The organism is Pseudomonas sp. WS 5059 (assembly GCF_012985525.1).
Classification (GTDB): domain Bacteria; phylum Pseudomonadota; class Gammaproteobacteria; order Pseudomonadales; family Pseudomonadaceae; genus Aquipseudomonas.
Genome location: NZ_JAAQWO010000006.1, coordinates 38,905 through 65,291, shown reverse-complemented (window position 1 = coordinate 65,291; position 26,387 = coordinate 38,905). Strand labels below are relative to the sequence as shown.

Below are 26,387 nucleotides of genomic sequence, written 5' to 3'. Positions count from 1 at the left end.
GCAAACACTCGTCTGTTCTAAGTGGTTAATTAGTGGCGGGGGCCAGGTCGGCATCGCCGCTCTGGCGGAACGTGATCAGCGTGACCAGCAGCGCCAGGATCGCCAGGGCCGCAGCCGCCAACGGCACGCTGGTCAGGCCGAAACCATGGGCAATCACACTGCCGCCAACCCAGGCGCCCAGGGCGTTGCCGATGTTGAAAGCGCCGATATTGAGGGTCGACACCAGGTTGGGCGCAGCCTTGCCGAAGGTCACCACGTTGATCTGCAATGCCGGCACGGCGGCAAACGACGCGGTGGCCCAGAGGAACAAGGTGATTTCGGTGGGGATGATGGCGACGCTGGTCCAGGTCAGTGCGGTGGACACCACGGCCATGCTGATGAACACGCCGATCAGGGTGGCCGCCAGGCGCTTGTCCGCCAGCTTGCCACCGATGATGTTGCCCACGGTCAGGCCCAGGCCGATCAGCAGCAGGGTCCAGGTCACGCCTTTGGGCGAGATGCCGGTGACATCACCGAGCAGCGGTGCGACGTAGGTGAAGAGGGTGAACATCGACGCGGCAAACAGCGCGGTCATGCTCAGCGACAACCAGATCCCGGCGCCCTTGAGGGCCGCCAGTTCGGCGCGCATATCGAGTTTCTCTTCATCACGCTTGGCCGGCAGGAAGCGGATCAGGCCGATCAGCGCAATCACACCAATCACCGTCACCGCCCAGAAGGTCGAGCGCCAGCCGGCTTCCTGGCCCAGCGCGGTGCCCAGGGGCACGCCGAGGACATTGGCCAGGGTCAGGCCGGTAAACATCAGGGCCACCGCCGAAGCGCGCTTGTTGGCCGGCACCAGGTTGGCGGCCACCACCGAGCCGATGCCGAAGAAGGCACCGTGGCACAGCGCGGTCACCACACGGGCAAACATCAGCACGTTGTAGTCACTGGCCAGGGCGCAGAGCAGGTTGCCGATGATGAAAATGCCCATCAGCGCTACCAGGGCAGCCTTGCGCGGCAGCTTGGCGGTGGCCAGTGCCATGAAGGGTGCACCGATGGCCACGCCCAGGGCATAGCCGGTCACCAGCCAGCCGGCGCCTGGAATCGACACACCGAGGTCGGCCGCCACATCGGGCAACAGGCCCATGATGACGAATTCGGTGGTACCGATGGCGAAGGCGCTTAAGGCCAGTATGAGTAGCGAGAGAGGCATTGTGGGGTCCTTTACAGCGGTGGGCTGAGTTCTTCGGTGATGGCTTGGATAAACGCTTGGATCACGTCTTCATTGCGGCGGAAAAAGTGCCACTGCCCGGCTTTCTGGCTGCTGATCAAGCCCGCCCGTTGCAGGGTGGCCAGGTGCGCCGAGACGGTAGACTGCGACAGGCCGCAGCGTTGATCGATCTGGCCGGCGCAGATGCCGTACTCGTGGTTGTGCACTTGTTCGGGGAACTGCACTTTCGGGTCTTTCAGCCAGTTGAGAATGTCTCGCCGTACTGGGTGTGCCAGGGCTTTTATTATTTCGTCGAGGTCAATGGACATGGCAGGGCTCGGTGTGGGTAAAACGTTATATCGCGATGAGGCGAACTTTAAATCGCTATATCCCGATATACCAATACGATTTTGATCTTGTTACCAGATAAATCGGTATATCGGGTTATAACGATACGTTGGCGGCAGTGCTAAACTGCGCGTCATGAATTATCTCGCACATCTACACCTCGGCGGCCAACTTCCTGCACAACTGCTGGGCAGCCTCTATGGCGATTTCGTCAAAGGCCGCCTGCAGGGCCAGTACCACCCGCAAATCGAGGCGGCGATCCAGCTGCATCGCTCCATTGACCGTTTCACCGACAGCCACCCGTTGGTCGGGCAGGCGTTGTCACGGTTCACCCTGACCCGGCGCCGCTATGCGGGGATCGTCCTCGACGTGTTCTTCGACCATTGCCTGGCGCGCGATTGGGCACAGTATGCCGACCAGCCGCTGGAACGCTTTACCTCCCAGGTGTACCGGGTGCTGGCGGCCGAACCGCAGCTGCCAGGGCGCCTGGCGCAGATTGCACCGTATATGGCGGCCGATGACTGGCTGGGTTCCTACCGCGAGTTCGCGGTGATGGAGCACGTGCTGCGGGGGATTGCCCGGCGCCTGAGCCAACCTCAGGAACTGGACCGGGCGATGCAGGAACTGCGGGTGCTGTATGAGCCGTTGAGCGAGGATTTCCGGGTGTTCTATCCCCAGTTGCAGGCCTATGCAGATAGTCAAATATCCACGCCGATCTAATGTGGGAGCTGGCTTGCCTGCGATAGCGGTGTATCAGTCGCCACTGCTATCGCAGGCAAGCCAGCGCCTACATTTTTTGCGTGTTTGCCTCAGGCCGCGTACGCCGGCCGAACCGGCACTTGCTCGCTTTGCGGCACCGCTCCAAACAACGCCTTCTGCACCGCCTGCTGCGCCTGGTACGCCAGCGCCGCACGCTCCTGCCCGGCGCAGGCAATGGGTTTGAGCAGATGAATCTCAACGTCGCCCTGATCGTTGCCAAACAGACGCATCAGGTGCGAGAGCAAATCATCGTCACCAATAAACGGCGCGAGCGGATCAATCTGCCCATCGCGCAGATAACGGATCGCCACCGGTTGCAGCGCCACATCGGCATCAATCGCACTGGCCAGCAGCCGGCCATGAAAGGTGCGCAGGCTACGGCCATCAGTGGTGGTGCCCTCGGGGAACATCAGCAGCGGGTGTTTTTGCTCTAGATGCCGGGTCATCTGCTTGCGGATTAATTGGCTGTCCCCCGAGCCCCGGCGGATAAACAGGCTGCCGGCCTTGGCGGCCAACCAACCCGCCACTGGCCAGGTGCGCACTTCGGCCTTGGACAGGAACGACAGCGGCGCCACCATCCCCAGCAGCGGGATATCGGTCCAGGACACATGGTTGCTGACCCACAGCATCGGCTGTTGCGGCAACTCACCGTGCACGCTCACGCGAAAGGGCAGGGCATTGCTCAGGCGCGCCATGAAAAACCGCGACCAGCGCTGGCGCCGCACCATGGAATTGGCCACGCCCAAGCGTTCGAACAGGCCAAACACCCCGGCCATGCTCAAGCCCAGCGCCACCACCAACAGCACGCGGGCGATCCGCCCGTAGACCCGCAGGCGGCCCATCACATGGCCGCCTTGAAGTGACGGGCATAACGCGGGCACAACTCGTCGCGCTTGAGCAGGATGAACACGTCGGCCACCTGGAAATCCTCGTCCCAGCACGGCTCGCCGCAGATCTTCGCGCCCAGGCGCATGTAGGCCTTGAGCAGCGGCGGCATTTCGGCGATGACGTTGGATGGCAAATCCAGGCTTGGCAGGGGCTTTTTCGGCTCGGCGCGCAGGTGTTCGTTGCACAAGTAGCGTTCGCGCAGGCGCTGCATGATTGCGTGGGCCTGGATGCCACCGTCATGCATCGGGATGCTCGCGCAGCCCATCAGGTAGCTGTAGCCGCCCTGGTTGAGGACTTCGGCCAACTCGCCCCACAGCACCGCGATAGTGCCGCCGTTGCGGTAGGCCGGGTCGACACAGGTACGGCCGATTTCCAGGATCGGCCCCTGCAAATGCAACAGGCCGTGGAGGCTGAATTCTTCTTCGCTGTAGAACCGGCCCAGGGTGCTGGCCGCCTGGTGATCCAGCAGCCGGGTGGTGGCAACCAGTCGCCCGGTGTTCAAGTCCCGTACGCCAATGTGGCTGCAGTGAACATCATAGTCATCCATGTCCAAGCCCAGTTCTGCGCCTTTGAGCTTGGCATTGAACTCGCCGCTGAAAACGCTGAAACGCAAGGCCTGGGCTTCCTGCAAAGCCTGGGCGCCGATCAGGCGTTCGGCTTGCAGACGGCGTTCATTGCCGGTGTCACTGATGCGGGCGATCTGAGTCATGGCGAGTCTCCAGGTGCCGGCCAGGGTTGCGGCCAGTCGACTTTGTTGTGCAAAGTCAGGCTATGTACCCCCGGTGTCATCTCCATGAATCTACGGTGACGCTTAGATGACAGCCCCCAAGGAGCCCTCCATGCCCTGGCACGCTTTGCTCGATCGACCCGACCGACTGCCCGTCCACGCCAACCTGGCCGAGGGCTACAGCGTTTTATTGCAACGCCTGGGGCAGGTGGCGCCCTTTGAGTTGGCGACCCAGGGCGCGCGGCTGATGGCCACGCCCGGCCTGGCGTTCCTGGTGGGCTATCAAGCGGCGTTGCGCGCGTTATGGCCCAGCGCGCCCCACAGCCTGGGCGCCTTGTGTGCGACCGAACAGCGCAGCCTGCGCCCGCTGGACATGCAAACGCGCCTGGACGACCTGCGCCTGAGCGGGCGCAAAGACTTCGTCACCGCCGGCGATGCGGCCGACTGGCTGTTGATCGCCGCCCGCTGCGAGGCCGCCGATGAAAAGCCACGCCTGACCCTGGCCGTGGTGCTGGCCGGCGAGCCCGGCGTACGCGTAGAACCCTTGCCCGCGATCGCCTTGATGCCCGACATCAGCCACGGCCGCGTCCACCTCGACCACGCCGCCTGCGAGCGCTTGCCGGGGGATGGTTGGGACGATTACGTCAAACCCTTCCGCACCCTGGAGGACAGCTATGTACTGAGCGCGATGACCGCCTGGCTACATGGCATCGGCCAGGAGTGCGACTGGCCCCAGGCCCTGCGCCTGCAGTTATTGGCGCTGCTGGCCGGCTGCGCCGAGGTCATTCGCCAGCCCAGCGCATCGGCGGCGGGGCATGTGTTGTTGGGAGGATTGTTTGCGCAGTTCGAAGCGCTGAAGCCGCAGGTCAATCAAGCGATGGCTCAAGGGACGTGGGCCGCCATGTGGCAGCGCGACCAAGCCGTGCTGGACCTCGCCGCCAGCGCCCGGGCCAAGCGCCTGGAAAAAGCCCTGAACCCAGGCCCCCGCTGACTGTGGGATGAGCGTGTGTGGGAGCGGGCTTGCCCGCGATAGCAGGGGGACAGGCAATACAGGCGGTGACTGATATACCGCCATCGGGGCATAGGTATCTACACACCTCTTTAGTGATTCTTAGGTTTGTGTACATATCCATTGCTGCGGTCATGGCCACTTGGGGTTCCGCCCTGAAGGCCAGCGTGGTTTAACGGGGCGCCTAAGATCAAAAGCAAAGCGAGGCGGCCTGACAGCCGACCTGATCATCGAAGCGTGCGCGGACTCTGTAGGAGCTGGCTTGCCTGCGATGACGGTGCATCAGCCAATACATTTATCGACTGATACACCGCCATCGCAGGCAAGCCAGCTCCTACAGGGGAATGCAGCTTCGCGTCCCGGCTTTGCTGTTGCTCTGCTTTTGATCTGGCTTTTGATCTTAAGCGCCCCGTTAAACCACGATGGCCGCAGGCAGGTATTGCGCAGTGGGCACCCCGGCATGGATGCCGGGGTAGCCGCGACACGGCCATGGATGGCCGATCGCGGCGGGCCCACGGAGCAATGCCTGACTGCGGGCATGCCGAGCCTAGGCGAGGTGCCGAGTGGTGGGGCAAGAGCGTTTTGCTTACTTTGGCGCTTCTCCAAAGTGAGCCGCCGTAAGGGCGGAACCAATAGCCGCCGTAACCGCAAAAACGGATATGTTCACCACCCCAAGAACCACGAAAGAGTTGTGTAGATACCTATGGCCATCGCGGGCAAGCCCGCCCCCACAGGAGCTATATAGTGGCTCCCAGGCCTGTCGCCAAACCGTCATTTATCTGCATTAGGCTCGCGGGCCTGAATGCCCCCGAGTGCTAGTCCATGGTCAAAGGCCTGTTGTGCGTCGCCTTGCTGCTGTTCACCGCTACCGCACATGCCCAGGCCTGGCCGGTGCGGGAGTGGTCCCTGGGCCCACAGTTGGCCGGTCCCGCCGTCAAGGCGCTGGAGGACTATGCGTTCCCGGCCCGCAATGACATCACCCGCGAAGGCATCCGCACCGACGCACTGTTGGTGATCCGCGACGGCGAAGTCATTTATGAACGCTACGCCGCACCCACTAGCGCAAGCACGCCGCACCTGACCTGGTCCATCAGCAAGAGCCTGCTGGCCACGGTGCTTGGCGTTGCCTACGGCGAAAACCGCTTCAAGCTCAGCGACCCGGTCGCGCGCTTTTATCCGCCGATGAAACAGCACCCGAACATCACCCTGGCGCACCTGCTGAACTGGACCTCGGGCCTGGACTGGCAGGAAGACTACGAATACGCGCCGCTGAAATCCTCGGTGGTGGCCATGCTCTACACCCGTGGCCGTGCCGACATGGCAGAGTTTGCCGCCGACACCCACGCCTTCAGCGCTGCGGGCCAGGCGTTTCGCTACTCCAGCGGCGACAGCAATCTGGCGTCCGCCGCCCTCAAGGGCATGCTCGGCCACAAGGCTTATGTCGATTACCCGTGGACCGCGCTGTTCACGCCCCTGGGCATTCGCAGCGCCACCTGGGAAAGCGACGCCAATGAAACCTTTGTTGCCTCGTCCTATGCCTATATGACCGCCCGCGACCTGGCACGAATTGGCTTGTTGATGGCGCGGGACGGGCGCTGGGGCGAGCGGCAGTTGCTACCCAAGGCCTGGGTCGACTTCAATCGCCAACCCCTGGCGCAGTACATCGCGGGTCAGGACGAAGCGGTGCCCGGCGGCCAATGGTGGCTCAACCGTCAAGTGCAGGGCGCAGCCCGACCCTGGCCGGATGCGCCCGACGATACCTTCGCGGCCCTGGGTCACTGGGGCCAGGCGTTGTATGTGTTGCCCGAGGCAAGGCTGGTGATCGTGCGCTATGGCGATGACCGCGACGCCAGCTATCACCACAACGAACTGCTCAAGCGCGTGCTCGCGGCGGTGCAACCATGATCCGGCGCCGTCCGTTTATCAGCCTGTTTCTCCTGCTGTTGCTCGCCTTGCTGGGGTGGGCCTGGCATGAGCGCGTCAACCTGCAAGCGTTCCCCGACATCATCGCGGCGTATACGGCCAAGGAGTATTGCTCGTGTCGGTATGTGGCGGGCAATCCTGCTGACTATTGCCTGGGGTATGTGAAGCAGTACGTGCCGACCAGTGCGTTGGTCGACACGCCCGAACGCAGTGAAGTGACGGCGAGTGGGTTGGGGCGCACGCATACGGCGCGGTGGATAGGGGAACGGCAGGGGTGTCGATTGTTGTGATGTTTAGCTCACCACTGCGCAAGGTAAAGAACTGCAGGCTCGGCGCTGACCAACAGCCAAGGGAAGCAGATTGGCGGACAGGATCGTAAATCGATGATGTGATTGTCCGATAGAAGGTTCTCAATATCGGTCATAAACCCGCACTTCCAAATATGTGATGTGGTGATTTACCTGACAGGCATGAGCAACTTGGTTTGTGAGTTTGAAAAGCCGCAGTAAGTGTCTATTACCGTAAACTTTCCGTGATAGTCACTTGCACGGATGGGGATTTTGTAAGTGTAGGTGTATTTGGTGGAAGAGATTAGTGTGAACTCTGGATGAAGCACTGGGGCAGGGGTTTCCATTTCCACACTAGGTACTTTTGATTTAGAAAGGTCAAAAGTGGCGGTGCCGCCTGCGGGTAAGGGATTTGGAAACGCAATATCGATGCTGATGGGTTTTTTGGTACCTACCATCTTATCGCTGCCATCGGGGTTTTTTAGCGGGGTGTCGCTGATACCTTTGGCGACCTGGATGTTGTCGTAACATTTCGGGTCTAGTGCTGCATTGGCGTTTGTGATTGCAGTCAAAACTACGAAGCAAGCCAATAGGCATTTTTCTGTGCTGAAGTTTTTCATGATGATTTTTCCTAGGTGTGGGTTGTGATGTTGTGGCTCGAAGGTAGTTTTATTTTTTTGTGCGTATTTTGAATACTGTGAAAAGTGACAGTTTTTTATATTGTTTTTTTGTTTTCTCTTGCGCCTTTAGAGTTTTTTGCTTGAGAGATTTGGATAACTTTCCTCCACGTGCCCATCGCTCCTGGTTGTTTGGTGCCCAGAACTCATGGTGTAGATGTTGCTACGTGAATAAACTGACTCTTTATCACTCTGATAGGCGATTCCGCAGTGAGGGATAAGCCTGTTGGGGGCACTTCGTACTTCAGTTCAAGCAAGCGTGCTCACCTATTGCCACAAGGTTCCACAGGGTGGAACCACCTTTGATTGTCCTCGCCCGCCCATCGCGGTTATCTGTGGCGGTGCCACAAAAAAGAACGGGAATACCCGCCTGCGAGGAGAGTCACCATGCGCCCACACCAGCACATCCTGGATTGGCTGAGCGATGTCGCCAGCGACCTGCACGCCGTACGCCAGGACATCCACGCCCACCCTGAACTTGGGTTCGAAGAAAACCGCACCTCGGCCCTGGTCGCCCAATCCCTAAAAAACTGGGGTTTTGAAGTACATACCGGCATCGGCCACACCGGCGTGGTCGGCGTGCTGCGCAATGGCAGCAGCCCGCGCACCCTGGGGATCCGTGCCGACATGGACGCCTTGCCGATTATCGAAAACACCGGCGTCGCCTACAGCAGCCAGCACGCCGGCTGCATGCATGCCTGCGGTCACGACGGTCACACCGCCATGCTGCTGGGCGCCGCGCGTTACCTGGCGGCGACGCGCCGGTTCGACGGCACCCTCAACCTGATTTTCCAGCCGGCCGAAGAAGGCCAGGGCGGCGCTGAAGCGATGCTCGCCGATGGCTTGCTGGAGCGCTTTCCCTGTGACGCCCTGTTCGGCATGCACAACATGCCCGGCTTGCCCGCCGGCCACCTGGGCCTGCGGACCGGGCCGATGATGGCTTCCCAGGACCTGCTCACCGTGACCCTCGAAGGCGTCGGCGGCCACGGTTCCATGCCGCACCTGACCGTGGACCCGCTGGTGGCCGCCGCCAGTACGGTGATGGCCTTGCAGACGGTGGTCGCGCGCAACATCAATGCCCAGGAAGCGGCGGTAGTCACGGTCGGCGCCCTGCAAGCAGGGCAGGCCGCCAACGTGATTCCCCAGCAGGCGATCCTGCGCCTGAGCCTGCGCGCCCTCAATGCGCCGGTGCGCGAGCAGATGCTGGAGCGGGTCAAGGCGATCATCCAGACCCAGGCCGCCAGCTTTGGCTGCACCGCGCAGATCCAACACCGCCCGGCCTATCCGGTGCTGGTCAACCATGCCGATGAAACCGAGTTCGCCCGCCAGGTCGGCGTTGCCTTGCTCGGTGAAGCGGCGGTTGACGCCAACACGCCCAAGCTGATGGGCAGCGAAGACTTCGCCTGGATGCTCCAACGCTGCCCCGGCAGCTACCTGTTTATCGGCAACGGCGTGTCGCGGCCGATGGTCCACAACCCCGCCTATGACTTCAACGACGAGATCCTGCTGACCGGTGCCGCCTACTGGGGCGCCCTGGCCGAGAGCTGGCTCAAGCCGGCCTGACCACCTGCCTTTTTCCTGCCGCTGGACCTTTCCTCAACAGGTTGAATGGAGTGTTCTCATGCAGACTTCAATAAAAGGCGTGTCCCGCACCCGGCAAGTGGTAGCGGCGGTGGTCGGCAACGCGCTGGAGTGGTACGACTTCATCGTCTACGGCTTTCTGGCCAGCATCATCGCCCGGCAGTTTTTCCCCTCGGATGATGAATACGCGTCGCTGCTGATGGCCCTGGCCACCTTCGGCGTGGGCTTTTTCATGCGCCCGGTGGGCGGCATCCTGCTCGGTATGTATGCCGACCGCAAAGGCCGCAAGGCCGCCATGCAGTTGATTATCCGCTTGATGACCGTGTCTATCGCGCTGATCGTGTTTGCGCCCAACTACGCCGCCATCGGCATGGGCGCGCCGCTGTTGATCGTGGTGGCGCGGATGCTCCAGGGCTTTGCCACCGGCGGCGAATATGCCAGCGCCACGGCGTTCCTGGTGGAAAGCGCACCGGCCCATCGCAAGGGCCTGTACGGCTCCTGGCAATTGGTCGGGCAGTGTTTGGCTGTGTTTGGCGGCGCGGCGATGGTGGCGTTGGTCACCCATTTCTTCTCCCCTGAGACCCTCGACCTGTGGGGCTGGCGCCTGCCGTTTGTGTTCGGCCTGCTGATCGGCCCGGTGGGCTTGTGGATTCGCCGGCACATGGAAGACCCCGAGGAATTTATCGAAGCACGTAAACAGGCCACCGGCCCGGCGCCAAGCCTGATGACAGTGCTGCGTGAGCATCGGCGCAGCATTCTGGTGAGCATGGGCCTGGCCTGTGGTGCGACGGTGTCGTTCTACGTGGTGCTGGTGAATATGCCGACCTTCGCCCACAAGAACCTCGGCCTGCCTCTGGACCAGGTGTTGATGGTGCAGATGTTCGCCGTGGCGCTGATGACCGTGGTCATCCCTTTGTCGGGCCTGCTCTCTGACCGATTGGGCCGGCGGCCGGTGCTGATGGCCTTCACCCTGGCGTTTTTCGTGATGGTCTACCCGCTGTATGTATGGGTCGCGGCGGCGCCGTCCATCGAGCGCTTGCTGGTGATGCAGGTGATGCTGTGCATCGCCATCGGCGGCTTCTTCGGCCCGGCGCCGACGGCCCTGGCCGAGCAGTTTCCCATCGAGGTGCGCTCCACCGGCGTGTCGGTGGCCTACAACGTGGCGGTGATGTTGTTCGGCGGTTTTGCCCCGCTGATTGTGACGTGGCTGAGCAAGGTGTTGGAGACACCGGTAGCTCCGGCGTTTTATGTGCTGTTCGCTTGCGTCCTGACGCTGCTGGGCACTTACTGCATGCATGAGGCGCCAAGGGCTGCAGCGCCGGCGCGGTTTGCCAAGGGGGTGAAACCTTGAACATCGTTGAACTGGATGCGCTGGAGCTGTCCCAGGCGATCCATGCCCGGCAGGTGTCCTGCCACGAAGTGATGCAGGCCTATCTGGCGCAGATCGCGCGCTTCAATCCATTGGTCAATGCCCTGGTGTCGCTGCGCGACGAAGCCGATGTGCTGGCCGAAGCCCGCGCCTGTGATCTTGAGCTCAAGCAGGGCCGTTCCCGCGGCTGGATGCACGGCATGCCCCAGGCCATCAAGGACCTGGCGGCGACCAAGGGCCTGCGCAGCACCCTGGGTTCGCCACTGTTCGCCGAACAGATTCCCACTGAAGACGCGATCGCCGTGGCACGGGTGCGGGCCAGCGGCGCGATTATCATCGGCAAGAGCAACGTGCCGGAGTTCGGCCTCGGCTCGCAGACTTACAACCGGGTGTTCGGCACCACCGGCAATGCCTACGACCCGACCCTGGTCGCGGGCGGCAGCAGCGGCGGGGCGGCGGTGGCCCTGGCGCTGCGCATGCTGCCGGTGGCCGATGGCAGCGACATGATGGGCTCGCTGCGCAACCCGGCGGCGTTCAACAACGTATTCGGCCTGCGCCCGTCCCAGGGCCGCGTGCCCCATGGCCCGGCGCCGGAGGTGTTTGTCCAGCAATTGGCCACCGAAGGCCCGATGGGGCGCAGTGTGGCGGACGTGGCGCGGCTGTTGGGCACCCAGGCCGGTTATGACCCGCGGGTGCCGTTGTCGCTCAAGGACGACCCCAGCGTATTCGGCGCGCCGTTGGCCCGTGATTTCAAGGGCGCGCGTCTGGGTTGGCTGGGTGACTACAACGGCTATCTGCCGATGGACGACGGCGTAATGGCGCTGTGTGAATCGGCCCTCGGCGACTTCAGCGCGTTGGGTTGCGAGGTGGAAAGCTGCCAGCCGGATTTCTCCATGGAGCGCCTGTGGCAAACCTGGCTGGTCCATCGCCATTGGCTGGTGCAGGGCACGCTGGGGGCGGCGTATGCCGATCCGCAAAAACGTGCGTTGCTCAAGCCTGAAGCGCAGTGGGAAGTCGAGGGCGGCCTGGGCCTGAGGGCGGCGGATGTGTATCAGGCGTCGCTGGCGCGCAGTGACTGGTACCGCGCCCTGGCCAGGTTGTTCGAACGTTACGATTTCCTGCTGCTGCCCACGGCACAAGTGTTCCCTTTCGATGCACAACAGCCCTGGCCACGCGTCGTCGGGGGGCAGGCCATGGACACTTATCACCGCTGGATGGAGGTGGTGATCGGCCCCACATTGGCTGGCCTGCCGAGCATGAGTGTGCCGGTGGGCTTCAACCCGCAAGGCTTGCCCATGGGCCTGCAAATCATCGGCCCGGCCCAGGCGGATCGCGCGGTGCTGCAACTGGCGTATGCCCACGAACAACTGACGCACTGGGTGCAGCGTCGCCCTCCGGAATGCTTGAGCGGGTGACGGCCTGTATCTTGCTGTGAAATTCGCTCAACCATCAGCAACCGGGAGGTCAGCCATGGGCAGCAACGTCGACACAGGGACTGTGCGCTCCGTGGAGCGGGCACTGGCCATCATCGAGTTGCTCGGTGAACACCAGGCCCTGGGGCTTGAGGAACTGCATTACCTGACACGCCTGCCCAAGGCCACGGTCTCGCGCATGCTGCTGACCCTACAAGAACAGGGCTGGATCTATCGCGGCCTGAGCGACCGGCGCTACCGTCTCAGCGCCCAGCGCTTGTTCGGCGATACCCAGCAACGCTTCAAGCGGCGCCTGGTGGAGTGCGCGGCGCCCTGGCTGCTGGAACTCAGCGAACGCACCGGGCTGGTGGCGGACTTGTCGAACTTTGACGGTGAACGCCTGGAAGTCATGGAAAGCGCGATCCCTACGGTGTTGCGCAAGCTGTACCCGAACAACTGCCAGATCGTTGGCCAGCATGCCAGCCTGTTTCATTCAGCCATGGGCAAGGCATGCCTGGCTGAACTTGCCGCAGAAGAAGTGCAGCGCCTGGCCAGCCGCGAGCATGTGGCGGCCGATGATCAATACCGCGCCTGCGAGCAATCCCAGCACCAGGGGTTTGGCCAGCGTACCGAAGGGTACTGGGAATACCCGGTGCGCCTGCCGTTCCTGATCCGCGCGGTGGCGCTGCCGGTGCGGGCCAATGGCCGATTGGTTGGGAGCATGGCGTTGCACTGGCCGATGCACCAGGCGCCGGTGGAGCGGGTGCTGAGTTTGCATCTGGCGAGCCTTGAGGCCACCGTGCAAGGCGTGCAGCAGGCACTGGCCTAAGGTGCAAGCTGGTTTGTGTGGGAGCGGGCTTGCTCGCGATAGCGGTGGGTCAGTCAAATATCCATTAACTGACCCACCGCTATCGCGAGCAAGCCCGCTCCCACAGTTAAATTGCCGGGACCGTTACATTGCGTGCAGCAAGCCGGCCAGTTAATGTTCGAGCAGGTTTTTCTGCGCGCGAGTGTTTAATGTTCAACACATCCATCCTCAAACCCCTGGCCCTCTTGCTGCTGGCCGCTGCCGCCATGCCCGCGCAGGCTGCGTGGTACCTGGATAACGAATCCTCACGGCTGTCGTTCGTCACCACCAAAAACACCGATATCTCCGAAGTCCAGCGCTTTTTGGTGCTGCATGGCAAGGTCGAAGAGAACGGCGCGGCGCAGTTGCAGGTTGAACTGGAGTCGGTCAACAGCGGCATCCCGCTGCGCGATGAGCGCATGCGCAACGACCTGTTCCAGATCAAGACCTACCCCGATGCGCTGATCAACGCGCAAATCAATCTGCAGCCGATCAACGACCTGGCTACCGGCGCACAACTGGAGTTGCGCCTGCCGCTGTCGGTCACCCTGCATGGCAAGACCCAGACCTACAACGCCGAACTGCTGGCAACGCGCCTGGACGACCGGCGGTTCCAGGTGGTGACCCTGGAACCACTGGTGCTGCACGCCAAGGATTTTGACTTGCTCACCGGTGTCGAGACTCTGCGCAAGGCCGCTGGCCTGGACGCGATCAGCCTGTCGGTGCCGGTGGGTGCGGTGCTGATTTTCACGGCGCGCTGACATGAGCGGCGCGGTGTTCCCCTGGCGCAGCGCCAACCGCTTCGAATTGCTGATCGACGGCCCGAATTTTTTCCCGCAGATGCTCGTGGCGATCGCCCGTGCCGAGCGCCAGGTAGAGCTTGAGCTGTATCTGGTGGAGGCGGGCGCCTGCGCCGAAGAGATGGTCAAGGCCCTGGTGCAGGCGGCCGAGCGCGGGGTGCAGGTGCGTTGCCTGTTCGATGACTACGGCAGCCTGGCATTTACCCTCAGCCTGCGGCGCCGCTTGCTCGAGGCCGGGGTGCAGTTGCGCTTTTACAATCGCCTGCGCTGGCGCCGCTGGATGCGCAACCTCTACCGCGACCACCGCAAGCTGTTGTTGGTCGACCAGAGCATCGCCGTGGTGGGCGGCACAGGGGTCACCGATGAGTTCTGGACCCCTGGGCAGGACACCTGTGAGTGGCACGAGGTCATGGTGCAGATCAGCGGCCCGCTGGTGCAGGACTGGCAAGCCCTGTTCGACCGCCAATGGCGGGTCAACGACCACCGTCGTGCCTGGAAGCCGGCGACGCATTTTGGCTTGCCGCGCCTGCCCAAAGTGCCGGCGACCGGCCCCGGCCTGGGGCGGGTGGCGTATGCCGACGCCGGCCAACACCGGGACATTTTGCAATCGCTGATCCGCGCCTTGAACAGCGGCCAGCGCCGTATCTGGCTAGCCACGCCGTACTTCCTGCCCACCTGGGGCGTACGCCGGGCCCTGCGCCGGGCGGCCGGGCGCGGTGTGGACGTGCGCCTGCTGCTCACCGGGCCGCGCACCGACCATCCTTCGGTGCGCTACGCCGGCCACCGCTACTACCCACGCCTGCTCAAGTCGGGGGTGAAGATCTTTGAATACCAGCCGTGTTTCCTGCACCTGAAGATGGTGCTGGTGGACGATTGGGTGAGCGTCGGCTCGTGCAATTTCGATCACTGGAACCTGCGCTTCAACCTGGAGGCCAACCTGGAAGCGCTGGACCCTGAGTTGACGCTGGCGGTGGCGGGCAGTTTCGAGCGTGATTTCGCCCAGAGCCAGGCGGTCAGCCTGGAGGCGTGGAAGGCCCGACCGTTGTGGCGGCGGGTCAAGCAGCGGGTGTGGGGGTGGATCGACCGGTTGGTGGTCAATCTGCTGGATCGAAGAGGGTAGGGAACACACCGCAATCAACTGTAGGAGCTGGCTTGCCAGCGATGGCAGCACCTCGGTGTAACTGATAGACCGAGGTGCCTGCAGCGCAGGCAAGCCAGCTCCTACATTGACCGTGTTTACAGCTCCAAGTCAGAGCAGTTCAAAGCTCTGCTGCTGCACATCCTGGGAGTCCAGCCCGATCTGCACATTGAACTGGCCAGGTTCGGCGGCGAACTTGAGCTGGGTGTTGTAGAACTTCAAGTCATCCTCGGTAATGCTGAAGTGCACCACCTTCGATTCACCGGCCTTGAGCAGGATCTTCTGGAAGTTCTTCAGTTCCTTGATCGGGCGGATCATCGAGCCGGCCACGTCCTGGATGTACAGCTGCACCACGGTCTCGCCGTCGAGCTTGCCGGTGTTTTTCAGGGTGACGCTGGCGTCGAGCTTGCCGGTCTTGTTCAAGGTGGTGGACGACAGCGCCATGTCCGACAGGCTGAAACGGGTGTAGCTCAGGCCATAACCGAACGGATACAGGGGAGCTGTGGTGTCGTCGAAGTACTGCGAGGTGTAGTTGCCCGGTTTGCCCGGGGTGAACGGCCGGCCAATGGTCAGGTGGTTGTAGTAGGTCGGAATCTGCCCCACGGAGCGTGGGAAAGTGATCGGCAGCTTGCCCGACGGGTTGTAGTCACCGAACAGCACATCGGCAATCGCGTTGCCGCCTTCGGTGCCGGCGAACCAGGTTTCCAGGATCGCGTCGGCTTGCTGGTGCTCTTCGAGGATCGACAGTGGCCGGCCGTTCATCAACACCAGCACCAGCGGCTTGCCCGTGGCTTTCAGGGCCTTGATCAGGTCGCGCTGGCTTTGCGGGATGTTCAGGTCGGTACGGCTCGAGGATTCGTGGGACATGCCACGGGACTCGCCCACGGCGGCCACCACCACATCGGCGCTTTTCGCGGCCTTGACCGCTTCGTCGATCAGCACCTGGGCCGAGCGCGGGTCATCCACCACTTCCGGGGCATCGAAGTTGAGGAAGTTCAGGTAGTCCACCACCGCCTTGTCACTGGTGATGTTGGCGCCACGGGCGTAGATCACCTGGCCCTTTTCGCCGATCACCGCGTTCATGCCGTCCAGCAGGGTCACCGATTGCGCGGGCTTACCGGCGGCGGCCCAACTGCCCATCATGTCGATGGGGGCCTTGGCCAGCGGGCCGACCAGGGCGATGGTCGCGGATTTTTTCAGCGGCAGGGTGTCGTTGTGGTTTTTCAGCAACACCAAGCTGCGCCGCGCGATGTCGCGGGCTTCGCTGCGGTGCAGGCGGCTTTCGGCATAGGTGTCGGCCGGATCATCCTCGGCCTTGCCGATACGCAGGTATGGGTCGGCAAACAGGCCCATGTCGTACTTGGCACCGAGCACTTCACGCACCGCGTTGTCGATGTCGCTTTGCTCGATCTCGCCGGATTTCAGCAGCCCTGGCAGTTCCTTGCCGTAGAGCTGGTCGTTCATGCTCATGTCGATGCCGGCCTTGATTGCCAGCTTGGCCGCTTCGCGACCGTCCTTGGCCACGCCGTGCTTGATCAGCTCGAAGATCGCACCGTGGTCGCTCACCGTCAGGCCCTTGAAGCCCCACTCCTTGCGCAACAGGTCGTTCATCAGCCAGGTGTTGGCGGTCGCAGGCACGCCGTTGATCGAGTTCAACGCCACCATCACCCCGCCGGCGCCGGCCTTGATTGCCGCGTGGTAGGGCGGCAGGTAGTCCTGGTACATCTTGACCGGGCTCATGTCGACCACGTTGTAGTCGCGCCCGCCTTCCACCGCGCCGTACAGGGCGAAGTGCTTGACGCTGGCCATGATGCTGTCGGCCTGGGCCGGGCTCGGGCCCTGGAAGGCCTTGACCATCACTTCGCTGATGCGCGACACCAGGTAGGTGTCTTCGCCAAACCCTTCGGAGGTCCGACCCCAGCGCGCGTCGCGGGAAATATCGACCATCGGCGCGAAGGTGATGTCGAGGCTGTCGGCGGCGGCTTCCTTGGCGGCAATGCGCCCGGAGCGGCTGATGGCGTCCATGTCCCAGCTCGAGGCCAGGGCCAGGCTGATCGGGAAAATAGTGCGGTGGCCGTGGATCACGTCATAGGCGAAGAACATCGGGATCTTCAAGCGGCTGCGCATCGCCGCGTCCTGCATCGGACGGTTTTCCGGGCGGGTGATGGAGTTGAACGTGCCACCAATGCGCCCGGCGGCGATTTCCTTGCGGATCATCTCGCGCGGCATTTCCGGGCCGATGCTGATCAGGCGCAACTGGCCGATCTTTTCATCCAGGGTCATCTGCCCGAGCAGGTCGCTGACGAACGCGTCCTTGTCCTTAAGCGCAGCGGGCTTGGTCTCGGCAACGACGGAGTGACTGGCCAGAGTGGCAACAAGGCCCAGCAAACACAGCTTTTTCATGAATATCCTTTTTCGGCGAACTGCGCAGTGTTCAGGTAAAAAACACGGCTCGGCCAAAATGTGGGGAGCGACTATTGTTGTTCGGGTGTTGTGTGGATAAATACCGCACACTTCTCAGCTCTTTATGAACTATCCATAAAGAAGGGCATCTTTTAGCTGATTGGCTCGCTGTAATCCAGTAGTGGCGGATTATGCCCCAAGCGCGTGATGTATAGGGTCAGTCGTCAAATTCCATAAGGTTGGTCAGGAGACACACCATGCAAGCAGCACAGACTATTCGATGGGGCTGGAAAGCCGCGGCCCTGCTACTGATCAGCAGCGTGCTGAGCGGTTGCGGCATCAACAAGATCCCGACCCTGGACGAACAGGTCAAGGCGGCCTGGGCCCAGGTGCAGAACCAGTATCAACGGCGTGCCGACCTGATCCCCAACCTGGTGGAAGTGGTCAAGGGCTATGCAGCCCATGAACAGGACACCCTCACCGCGGTGATCGAAGCGCGGGCCAAGGCGACCTCGATCCAGGTTGATGCCAGCACCCTCGACAACCCGGAAAAACTCAAGCAGTTCCAGCAGGCCCAGGAAGGCCTGAGCGGTGCTCTCAGCCGCCTGATGGTGGTGTCCGAGCGCTATCCGGACCTCAAGGCCAACCAGAACTTCTTGGCCCTGCAATCGCAGCTTGAAGGCACCGAAAACCGCATCAGCGTGGCCCGTCGCGACTTTATCGCCGCCGTGCAGGCCTTCAACACCGAGATCCGTACCTTCCCAGGCCGCCTGTGGCACAGCGTGATGTACAGCGATCTGCCGGTGCGCGCCAACTTCGAGGCCACCAGTGCCGATGCCGATAAAGCGCCGCAAGTGAAATTCTGATGACCTGGCGTGCTGGGTGGCTGGCGGCGCTGCTGCTGGCCTTTAGCCTGACTGCCCAGGCGGCGCCGGACTTCCCGGCGCTGACTGGGCGGGTGGTCGACAACGCGCAGATGATCGACCCGCCGGTGCGTGCGCAACTGAGCCAGCAATTGCAGGCGCTGGAGCAAACCAGCGGCGACCAGATCGTGATCGTCACGGTGCCCGACCTGCAAGGCCTGCCCATTGAAGACTTCGGTTATCAACTGGGCCGGCACTGGGGCATCGGCCAGAAGGGCAAGGACAACGGCGCGCTGTTGATCGTGGCCCGGGACGAGCGCCAGTTGCGCATCGAAGTGGGCTACGGCCTGGAGGGCGTGCTCACCGATGCGCAGTCGTGGGTGATCATCAATCAGGTGATTGCGCCCAAGTTCAAGGCGGGCAATTTCACCCAGGGCATCAGCGACGGCGTGGCGGCCATGATCCAGGTGGTCGGCGGCGAGCCGTTGGCGGTGCCCGCCCATGTGGCGGACCCCAACTTTGCCAAGGACAACCCGGTGTTTTCCATCGGCCTGTTCATCTTGTTGCTGGTGGTGTTGTGGCTGTGCAACCGCATGGGCCTGCCAGTGGGCGCCATCCTGCTGGCGATTCTCAGCAGCAGCGGGCGTGGCGGCGGCGGGGGCGGGGGCGGTGGCTTCAGGGGCGGCGGTGGCGGTTTTGGCGGCGGCGGGGCTTCGGGTGGCTGGTAATGACAATAACTAAAGAGCATCTACAACCATGGCTTTACTGACAGAACACGAGCAGCGCCAGGTCGCCGAAGCGATCGCCAGGGTCGAGCAACAGACCGACGCCGAACTGGTGACCGTACTCGCCGCCCGCGCCGACGACTACGCCTACATCCCGCTGCTGTGGGCCAGTGTGGTGGCGTTGGTGGTGCCGGGGATCGTGCATTACCTGTCGGGCTGGTTGACCATGCACACCTTGCTGCTGGCGCAATGGGCGACGTTCATTGTGCTGTGCCTGGTGTTCCGCCTGCCGGCCATCACCACTCGCCTGATCCCGCGCTCGGTGCGGCATTGGCGCGCATCGAACCTGGCGCGCCGGCAGTTCCTGGAGCAGAACCTGCACCACACCCTGGGCAGCACCGGGGTGTTGATTTTTGTCAGTGAGGCCGAGCGCTATGTGGAGATCCTGGTGGACGACGGGATTTCCAAGCGGCTGGATGACAGCAGTTGGGACGCTATCGTCAAGACGTTTACCCAGCAGGTGAAACAGGGGCAGACATTGGCGGGGTTTATCACATGCATTGAGGCCTGCGGCGAACTGCTCAAGGTGCATGTGCCCCAGACCCACACGCGCAATGAACTGCCCAACCGCCTGGTCGTCCTGAAATAACCTGTAGGAGCTGGCTTGTGTGGGAGCTGGCTTGCCTGCGATAGCATCAACCCGGTGTGACTGATAGACCGAGGTGCCCGCATCGCAGGCAAGCCAGCTCCCACACAAGCGGCATTTTCAATCGCACTGACCGTTGGGCAAATAACTCCGTGCCCTGGCGCGCCATCCCCCCTAAAATGCCCGGCATTCCCTGCCCGAGGCGTTTTTGTTCATGTCTGTCACCGCTAAACCTGCCAGCCCCGCGCCGGATCATCATGCCCAGTTCATCGAGTTGCTGCGCGCAAGCCTCGAGCAGAATGCCTTTATCAAGCTGGTGCTGGCCAAGTACGTGGGCGATGAGGTTGAGCTGCAACGCCTGATCATCAAGGCAGTGACGGTCAAGGAGCAGGCGTGCCTGTCCTTTGTCTACCGCTACAAGACCCGCGATATCACCAAGAACTTCGCCCTGGCAGACGGCGTCGCGACGATTGCCGCGCTGTTGCCGGCCTCGTTCAAGAACGCCCACCTGTTGTCGTTGACCGACGAAGCGCAGCTGGAATACAGCAAGAAGAACAAAAGCTCGCTGTTCAAAAGCAAACCCCAGCAGTTGCGTGAAGCGCCATCGGCCGAGCACAACCGTGAGAAAAACCGCTTCCTCGACCTTGGCCGGCCATTTCTCGCCGACCTGGGCGTGACCAACGCCAAGCACGAGCTGATCCCGGCGATGTCGCGCAAGTGGAAGCAGATCAACAAGTTCATCGAAGTGTTCAGCCACGCGCTGACCTCATCCCCCTTGCAACTGGACCGGCCGGTACGCGTCGCGGATTTTGGCTCGGGCAAGGGTTACCTGACGTTCGCCATCCACGACTACCTGCGCAACACCCTCAAGGCCGAGGGCCAGGTGACGGGCGTGGAGCTGCGCGAAGACATGGTGACCCTGTGCAACAACGCCGCCGCCCGCCTGGAGCACCCGGGGCTGGTGTTCAAGTGCGGTGACGTGCGCAGCGTGGCGCCCAGCGAGCTGGACGTGATGATCGCCCTGCATGCCTGCGACATCGCCACCGACTACGCGATCCATACCGGCATCCGCTCCGGGGCGTCGATCATCATGTGCTCGCCGTGCTGCCACAAACAGATCCGCTTGCAGATCCAGAGCCCGGCACTGCTCAAGCCGATGCTGCAATACGGCCTGCACCTGGGCCAGCAGGCCGAGATGGTCACCGACAGCTTGCGTGCGTTGTTCCTTGAGGCGTGCGGCTATGAGACCAAGGTGTTTGAGTTCATCTCGTTGGAACACACCAACAAGAACAAGATGATCCTGGCCGTGAAGCGTGCCGAGCAGGTGGACAACGCTCAGCTCCTGGAGAAAATCCAGGAGCTCAAGGCGTTCTACAACATCACCGAACACTGCCTGGAAACCCTGCTGCGGGCGGATGGTTACCTGGCCTGAGAATGACGCAAATCAAAATGTGGGAGCTGGCTTGCCTGCGATAGCATCACCTCGCTTGACCTGATACACCGAGGTGCCTGCATCGCAGGCAAGCCAGCTCCCACATCAGATCGTGCTCGCCTTGGAGGCCGGTGCAGGCTGCACAGCCGTCTTGCGCCCCAACATCACCGTGACGATCACCCCGCAGGCAAACAGCCAGGTAATCGGCTCGATGTGCTCGCCAAAAAACAGCGCGGAAAAGGCGATGGTGAAAAAGATCTGCAACAGCTGGATCTGGCTGACCCGCGCGATCCCGCCCATGGCCAGCCCGGCATACCAGGCAAAGAACCCCAGGAACTGCGAGAACAGCGAGACGTAGCCAAACGCCCACCAGGTGCGCGCCGAGATTGCGCCTTCATGTTGCAGCGCCAGGTACGTCACCGGCCCGATCAACAGCGGCGTCGACAGCACCAGCGCCCAGCAGATCACCTGCCAGCCGCCCATCTCCTTGGCCAGTCGGCCCCCTTCGGCATACCCCAGGCCGCCCACGGCAATCGCCCCGAGCATCAGCAGGTCGCCGGCCTGGATGCTGCCGGCACCCGTGATCAACGCATAGCCGAGCACCAACGCGCTGCCCAGTGCCGCGCAGGCCCAGAAAGCTTTTGACGGACGCTCATGGGACAGCCACGCCGCATACAGCGCCACGCACAGCGGTTGCAGGCCGTTGACCAGGGCGCCATGGGAGGCGGGCAGGGTTTGCATGGCCCAGGCCGACAACACCGGGAAGCCGAGGATCACCCCGGCAATCACCAGCGCCAGGCCGCGCACCTGGCGCCAGGTCGGCCAGGCTTCGCGGCGCCAGAGCAACAGCAGGGCCGCCGGCACCGCCGCGAACAAGGCGCGGCCCAGGCCATTGAGCAATGGATGGATTTCCTGCACCACGATGCGGGTGAAGGGCAGGGTCAGGCTGAAGATGATGACGCCGAGCAGGCCGAGGGCCATGCCGGTGTTTTCGCGCGAATTCATGGGAGCAACCGGATTGAATGGGCAGGCAGGTGCTGCCCATCTAGCCACAAAGCCCGCAGGACGCGGGCTTACAGCTGGGTGCAGATTGAACCGTACAGTTGGGCGGTTAGAAGAAGCGGGTCACGCTGATCTTGGCGTTGCGCCCGACGCTGGTGGCGCTGTCGCCGCTCAAGGCTGGCATGTAGCTGCGGTTGAACAGGTTGTCGACGGTGAAGTTGACTTCAGTGCCCTTGAGGTACGCCTGTTGCGGCGTCCATTTGGCGAACAGGCCCTGGGTGTCGTAGCTGTCGTTGGCGTACTGGTCGTAAAACAGGTCGCCAAAGCCACTGTTCAGGCCGCTCGAATATTTGTCGCTGGGCAGGCGATCGGTCTTGCGCACGAACTGGCCTTGCCAGCCCACTTGTGCGTCCCAGGCGGGAATTTTGGTGCCAAGCACAGCGACCCACTTGGCCGGTGGAATGTCCCGGGCCCAGACGTGGATGTCGCTGGCCCACGGGTTGGTGTAGGGGTTTTCGCGTTTGCCGGTGGCCCACGAGTAGCTCAGGGAGCCGAACAGATAGGTCGAGTCGTAGTAGCCTTCGAGCTCGAAGCCCTTGATGGTCATGCTGCCGATGTTGCGGTAGTTGGCCTTTGACGCCATGTCGGTGCAGACATCGGCGATGGAGCCGACCTGGGAGTTTTGTTCCTTGCAGCCAATCCCGGTGGCCTTGAAGATCTCGTCTTCGATCTTGTTGTGGAACAACGTCGTACGCAGTTGCAGGCTGTCGCCGCTGGCCATCACGTTGGCAAAGCTGGTGACGTTACCCACGGTGATGGCGGTGATGCGTTCCGGGTCCAGATTGCGGCTGGTGGAGGTGCGGCTGCCCAGGCCCTGGACTTCGTATTGCTCGTCGATCACCGGGGCGCGCCAGGTGCGGCTCCAGTTGGCGAACATCACCACGTCCGGGGTGACTTTCCAGAACGCTGCCAGGCGCGGCGACCAGCCGGCATAGGTGCGGTCGCTGTAGTCGTGGCCGTAGGCCGGGTCGGGGTTGCTGTAGTACGGCGCATCGTTGGCCTTGCCACGGTTGACCACGTGGTCATAACGCAGGGACGGGGTGATGGTCACGTCGCCCAGGGTCACCGCGTCCTGGATGTAGAACGCGTTGGTGTCGACCTTGCCGTGGGGCATGAAGGCCGGCTGGAAATGCCCGTAGTTGTATTTGGGCGTGTTGTAGGTTGCGCCGGGCATCCAGCTTTCTGTGTCGCGGATGTGCTTGCGGATCTGTACGCCGGTAGTCAAGGCATGGTCCAGCGGGCCGCTGTTGAAGCGGCTGATGTTGCGCAGCTCCAGGATCTTGTCGGTGTAGGCGGTGTCCATCTTGCGCCCGCCGGTGGACAGACCGACGACGGCCGTGGCGTCGCGTTCGTCGGTCTGGTCGGTATTGGACTCCGAATAGCTGAGCTTCATGTCGATCAGCGGGTTATCCAGGGGCTGGTATTCGTACTTGCCTGACCACGTGGTATCGACGGTGTGGCGGTTGGCCAGGAACCGTCTTACGGCCGCGTCGTAGCCATAGCGGTCGATATCGGTCTTGCGCGGTGGCGATGGGTAGCTTCTGGCCGAGAAAGGTGTCCAGCGTTCGCTGTTGGCCCGGGAGTAGGAGAAACCGAGGCTGTGCTCATCGGTCAGGTACATGTTCAGTTTGAACAGTTGACCGTCCACATCCTGGGCGCTGTTGGGCAGGCGCTGCGGGTTGATCGGGTATTCCTTGCTGTCATAGTCGCGCGCTGCGGCCAGCTTCATGTCGCCGCCGTCACGCTTGGTCAGGTAGGCCAGGGCGTCGATGCGCCCGTCATCGGTGCGGCCATACACGGCGCCGCTGTAGACCTGTTCGTGGTCGTTGCTGGCATAGCCGTACTTGAGCATCGCACCGCTGTTGCGCCCGTCCTTGAGCAGGTCCGGCGCATCCTTGGTGACCATGTTGACCGTACCGCCGAACCCGCCGTTACCGGTGAAGGCCGAGTGCGGGCCTTTTTCCACCTCGACACTCTTGATCATCTCGGGCTCGATAAACACGGTGCCCTGCTGATAGCGCTCGAAACCGCTTTTGGTCGCGCCATCGACCGTCATCGGTACGTCTTCGGCCTCGCCCATCCCGCGAATATTGATGATCTGCCCGCCCGGTTTCATCGAGCCGCCCATGGTCACCCCCGGCAGCGTCTGCACCAGGCTGGCGATGTTGTTGGGCTGCAGGCGGTCGATATCGGCCTGGGACAGGGTGGAGCGGCCGACGGTGCTGGCGTCGACCTGGTTACCGGTACCGATCACGCTCAAGGCGTCCAACTGCACGCTGGCGCTGTTGGTGGTGCGGCTTTCCTCGGGGCGCACGACATAGGTGCTGCCTACTTTGATCAGGGTGAACTCGCCGGTCTTGAGCAGGGTACGGATCGCCACTTCGGGGGTGAAATCACCGTTGAGCGCGGGCGCCTGGATATTCTTGAGCAGGTCTTCATCGAACAGCAGCTGGATTTTTGCCTGTTGCGCAACCTGGCTCAGGGACGTGGCCAAGGGTTGGGCCGGCAGTTGCAGGGTGAACGACTCGGCCTGGGCCGTGAGGCTGACGGTCAGGCAGGCGGCGATGAGTGTCGGTCGAACAAACAGGTGCTGGGCAAGGCAAGGCGCGCGAAACATGAAATCCCCCAAGGCGGCTAAATAGCCAAAAAAGGCATGCGTATCAAACGCAGACCGGAGGAAGACGCGGCAGGAAAAAAAATCCTCACATGCGAATGCAAAATATTCTCAAGTGGTGCTATTTGCGTGCTTCGATGCGGATCCTGCCGTCGGCCAGGGGCACGGTTTTCACCGGCAACAAGGCAGGCAGGGCGTTGAGCAGCGCGTCCGGGTCATTCACATCGAGGTTGCCGGAAACCTTCAGTTGCGCCACCGGGCCATCGGCCAACACCACGGCCTTGGGCCGGTACAGGCTCAGCTCATCCAGCAGGCTGGCCAGTTCACGGTTGCGAAAGGACAGGTGCCCGCTGCGCCAGTCGGCGACTTCGCCAACGGCCAGGCGTTGTTGCTGCACGGAGCCCTTGGCGTAGTTGTAGGTTGCCCGCTGCTGGGCGCCGAGCATGACGGCGCTGGCTTTTTGGTCGGGGGCGAAGGCAACCATCCCGTGGGCCACGCTGACCACCAACTGCTGCTGGCTGCGGCGCACATCAAACGCGGTGCCCACCACCCGCACATCGGCCTCGCCAGCGCGCACGAACAATGGCCGCTCCTTGTCGGGCGCCACCTCCACGTACAACTGGCCCTGGTCCAGATGGATCACGCGGCGATGGGCATCGAAGTCCACCCGCAACTGCGTGCTGGCGTTGACGTACAAGGTGCTGCCGTCCGGCAGGTCCAGGGTGCGCATGCCCTTATCCTGTGCCGCGACCTCGGTGTGGTAGAGCCCGCGCGGGGCGCCCAGGTTACTGGCGAGCAAGGCGCAGACCAGCGCGGCCGCCACTGCCAGGGCGGGGCGCCAGGGCGCGGGCTGGCGCGTGGGCAAGGGCACGGGTTTATTCAGTTGCTGCAGTTCGCCAAGGTCGGCCCACAGCTGTTCGAATTCGGCGTAGGCGCGCGCATGGGCCGGCACGGCATGCCAGGTGGCGAAGGCCTTGCGCTCCTGCGTGCTGCTTGCGTTGCGATTGCGCGCAAACCAACTGGCAGCCTGGGCATCGATGGTGTCGTGCTCATCAATTTCGTGGCCGTCGCGGTTGCTCAAGCGGGTCATTCTGGCTGCTCCTTGCCCGGGTCTTTTTGAAGTCGCTGCTTGCAGTGCAGCAGGGCAAAGGCAATGTGCTTTTCCACCATGCTGATCGAAACGCCCATGCGCTCGGCAATCTGCGCCTGGCTCAGGCCTTCGAAGCGGTGCAGCATAAGGGCTTCTCGCCTGCGGGGCGAGAGTTCGGCGAGGACTTCTTTCAACTGTTCCAGGCGTTGGAGGCGCAGGGCGGCGGCCATAGGATCGTTTTGCTCGTCGGTGACAGGCTCGGCATCCCATTCGCCCTGTTCATGATGGACGCTGTGCCGCACCTTCTGTTTGCGCCAGTGGTCGCGCAGCAGGTTGCGCGCCATCTGAAACAAAAAGGCCCGTGGCTGCTCGACCTTGCTCCGGTCGCGGTAGTCCAGCCATTGGGTAAAGACATCCTGGGTCATGTCCGCCGCGTCGCTGGCGTTGTCCGTGCGTTTGCGCAGGTAATGCAGGATATCTGCATAAAACCCGCGAAAGGCGTCGGCCGACAACGGGTCGGGCTTGAAACGAGACATGGATATCCTTCTTGACGCAGCACGCTGCAGAAAAGTCGCGAATGATATCGAGAATTATTGCT

24 protein-coding genes are annotated in these 26,387 nt (G+C 62.4%); 14 read left to right on the top strand and 10 right to left on the bottom strand.

Annotation, left to right across the window (positions count from 1 at the left end):
• Positions 1–25 precede the first annotated feature (25 nt).
• Together HBO12_RS18330 and HBO12_RS18325 are read right to left on the bottom strand one after the other, a co-directional pair.
• The gene (locus tag HBO12_RS18330) at positions 26–1,192 is read right to left on the bottom strand and encodes an MFS transporter (RefSeq protein ID WP_169955529.1); all 1,167 of its coding nucleotides are present in this window, start codon (positions 1,190–1,192) and stop codon (positions 26–28) included.
• 11 nt (positions 1,193–1,203) lie between these two features.
• Positions 1,204–1,518 carry an ArsR/SmtB family transcription factor gene (locus HBO12_RS18325; RefSeq protein WP_029297039.1) on the bottom strand — a complete coding sequence of 105 codons (315 nt, stop codon included), beginning with the start codon at positions 1,516–1,518 and terminating at the stop codon, positions 1,204–1,206.
• A 154-nt stretch (positions 1,519–1,672) separates the two neighbouring features.
• Here HBO12_RS18325 and HBO12_RS18320 point away from each other — a divergent pair, with 154 nt between their 5' ends.
• Positions 1,673–2,257, top strand: coding sequence for an acyl carrier protein phosphodiesterase (locus HBO12_RS18320; RefSeq protein ID WP_169955530.1), 585 nt, complete (start codon positions 1,673–1,675; stop codon positions 2,255–2,257).
• Between the two features lie 89 nt (positions 2,258–2,346).
• On the opposite strand, the gene HBO12_RS18315 is transcribed toward HBO12_RS18320, so the two are convergent.
• Together HBO12_RS18315 and olsB are read right to left on the bottom strand one after the other, a co-directional pair.
• A complete protein-coding gene (locus HBO12_RS18315; RefSeq protein ID WP_170042891.1) occupies positions 2,347–3,138 on the bottom strand; it encodes a lysophospholipid acyltransferase family protein in 792 nt (263 codons plus the stop codon).
• Positions 3,138–3,893, bottom strand: a complete 756-nt coding sequence (gene olsB, locus HBO12_RS18310) for an L-ornithine N(alpha)-acyltransferase (protein WP_057439788.1) — start codon at positions 3,891–3,893, stop codon at positions 3,138–3,140. Before olsB ends, HBO12_RS18315 begins: the two co-directional genes overlap by 1 nt.
• 130 nt (positions 3,894–4,023) lie before the next feature.
• Between olsB and HBO12_RS18305 the strand changes: the two genes are divergently transcribed.
• The 3 genes from HBO12_RS18305 to HBO12_RS18295 all read left to right on the top strand — a co-directional run bounded on the left by HBO12_RS18305 (position 4,024) and on the right by HBO12_RS18295 (position 7,133).
• Positions 4,024–4,902: an acyl-CoA dehydrogenase family protein gene (locus HBO12_RS18305; protein WP_170042890.1), complete on the top strand. Its 879-nt coding sequence runs from the start codon at positions 4,024–4,026 to the stop codon at positions 4,900–4,902.
• An 840-nt stretch (positions 4,903–5,742) separates the two neighbouring features.
• Positions 5,743–6,825 (top strand): serine hydrolase domain-containing protein, encoded by a 1,083-nt coding sequence (locus tag HBO12_RS18300; RefSeq protein ID WP_170042889.1) that lies wholly within the window; start codon positions 5,743–5,745, stop codon positions 6,823–6,825.
• On the top strand, positions 6,822–7,133 hold the full coding sequence (locus HBO12_RS18295; RefSeq protein ID WP_169955534.1) for an amidase: 312 nt from the start codon (positions 6,822–6,824) through the stop codon (positions 7,131–7,133). Before HBO12_RS18300 ends, HBO12_RS18295 begins: the two co-directional genes overlap by 4 nt.
• A 167-nt stretch (positions 7,134–7,300) precedes the next feature.
• Here HBO12_RS18295 and HBO12_RS18290 read toward each other — a convergent pair whose 3' ends face one another.
• Entirely contained in the window at positions 7,301–7,750 is a 450-nt protein-coding gene (locus HBO12_RS18290) for a hypothetical protein (RefSeq protein ID WP_169955535.1), read from the bottom strand.
• A gap of 444 nt (positions 7,751–8,194) precedes the next feature.
• On the opposite strand from HBO12_RS18290, the gene HBO12_RS18285 reads away from it, so the two are divergent.
• From HBO12_RS18285 to HBO12_RS18260, 6 genes are all read left to right on the top strand, one after another.
• Positions 8,195–9,370 carry a M20 aminoacylase family protein gene (locus tag HBO12_RS18285; protein WP_170042888.1) on the top strand — a complete coding sequence of 392 codons (1,176 nt, stop codon included), beginning with the start codon at positions 8,195–8,197 and terminating at the stop codon, positions 9,368–9,370.
• 58 nt (positions 9,371–9,428) lie between these two features.
• On the top strand, positions 9,429–10,739 hold the full coding sequence (locus HBO12_RS18280; protein ID WP_169955537.1) for a citrate-proton symporter: 1,311 nt from the start codon (positions 9,429–9,431) through the stop codon (positions 10,737–10,739).
• Positions 10,736–12,172, top strand: coding sequence for an amidase (locus HBO12_RS18275; protein WP_170042887.1), 1,437 nt, complete (start codon positions 10,736–10,738; stop codon positions 12,170–12,172). Before HBO12_RS18280 ends, HBO12_RS18275 begins: the two co-directional genes overlap by 4 nt.
• Positions 12,173–12,227: 55 nt before the next feature.
• Positions 12,228–12,998 carry an IclR family transcriptional regulator gene (locus tag HBO12_RS18270; protein ID WP_169955539.1) on the top strand — a complete coding sequence of 257 codons (771 nt, stop codon included), beginning with the start codon at positions 12,228–12,230 and terminating at the stop codon, positions 12,996–12,998.
• A gap of 188 nt (positions 12,999–13,186) precedes the next feature.
• Positions 13,187–13,777 (top strand): YceI family protein, encoded by a 591-nt coding sequence (locus HBO12_RS18265; RefSeq protein ID WP_169956797.1) that lies wholly within the window; start codon positions 13,187–13,189, stop codon positions 13,775–13,777.
• A gap of 1 nt (position 13,778) precedes the next feature.
• On the top strand, positions 13,779–14,936 hold the full coding sequence (locus HBO12_RS18260; protein WP_169956795.1) for a phospholipase D-like domain-containing protein: 1,158 nt from the start codon (positions 13,779–13,781) through the stop codon (positions 14,934–14,936).
• A 129-nt stretch (positions 14,937–15,065) separates the two neighbouring features.
• Here HBO12_RS18260 and bglX read toward each other — a convergent pair whose 3' ends face one another.
• Positions 15,066–17,357 (bottom strand): beta-glucosidase BglX, encoded by a 2,292-nt coding sequence (gene bglX, locus HBO12_RS18255; protein WP_170042886.1) that lies wholly within the window; start codon positions 17,355–17,357, stop codon positions 15,066–15,068.
• A gap of 257 nt (positions 17,358–17,614) precedes the next feature.
• On the opposite strand from bglX, the gene HBO12_RS18250 reads away from it, so the two are divergent.
• From HBO12_RS18250 to HBO12_RS18235, 4 genes are all read left to right on the top strand, one after another.
• Positions 17,615–18,223 carry a LemA family protein gene (locus HBO12_RS18250; protein ID WP_029297013.1) on the top strand — a complete coding sequence of 203 codons (609 nt, stop codon included), beginning with the start codon at positions 17,615–17,617 and terminating at the stop codon, positions 18,221–18,223.
• Positions 18,223–18,948: a TPM domain-containing protein gene (locus HBO12_RS18245; protein ID WP_170042885.1), complete on the top strand. Its 726-nt coding sequence runs from the start codon at positions 18,223–18,225 to the stop codon at positions 18,946–18,948. Before HBO12_RS18250 ends, HBO12_RS18245 begins: the two co-directional genes overlap by 1 nt.
• A 28-nt stretch (positions 18,949–18,976) precedes the next feature.
• Positions 18,977–19,594, top strand: a complete 618-nt coding sequence (locus tag HBO12_RS18240) for a TPM domain-containing protein (RefSeq protein ID WP_169956789.1) — start codon at positions 18,977–18,979, stop codon at positions 19,592–19,594.
• Between the two features lie 211 nt (positions 19,595–19,805).
• The gene (locus tag HBO12_RS18235; protein ID WP_170042884.1) at positions 19,806–21,023 is read left to right on the top strand and encodes a class I SAM-dependent methyltransferase; all 1,218 of its coding nucleotides are present in this window, start codon (positions 19,806–19,808) and stop codon (positions 21,021–21,023) included.
• Between the two features lie 105 nt (positions 21,024–21,128).
• On the opposite strand, the gene HBO12_RS18230 is transcribed toward HBO12_RS18235, so the two are convergent.
• The 4 genes from HBO12_RS18230 to HBO12_RS18215 all read right to left on the bottom strand — a co-directional run bounded on the left by HBO12_RS18230 (position 21,129) and on the right by HBO12_RS18215 (position 26,325).
• Complete coding sequence (locus HBO12_RS18230) at positions 21,129–22,028, bottom strand: DMT family transporter (RefSeq protein ID WP_170042883.1); 900 nt, start codon at positions 22,026–22,028, stop codon at positions 21,129–21,131.
• 106 nt (positions 22,029–22,134) lie between these two features.
• Positions 22,135–24,702, bottom strand: coding sequence for a TonB-dependent receptor (locus HBO12_RS18225; RefSeq protein ID WP_170042882.1), 2,568 nt, complete (start codon positions 24,700–24,702; stop codon positions 22,135–22,137).
• 118 nt (positions 24,703–24,820) lie between these two features.
• Positions 24,821–25,789 carry a FecR family protein gene (locus tag HBO12_RS18220; protein WP_170042881.1) on the bottom strand — a complete coding sequence of 323 codons (969 nt, stop codon included), beginning with the start codon at positions 25,787–25,789 and terminating at the stop codon, positions 24,821–24,823.
• The gene (locus HBO12_RS18215; RefSeq protein WP_169956781.1) at positions 25,786–26,325 is read right to left on the bottom strand and encodes an RNA polymerase sigma factor; all 540 of its coding nucleotides are present in this window, start codon (positions 26,323–26,325) and stop codon (positions 25,786–25,788) included. Before HBO12_RS18215 ends, HBO12_RS18220 begins: the two co-directional genes overlap by 4 nt.
• Positions 26,326–26,387 lie beyond the last annotated feature (62 nt).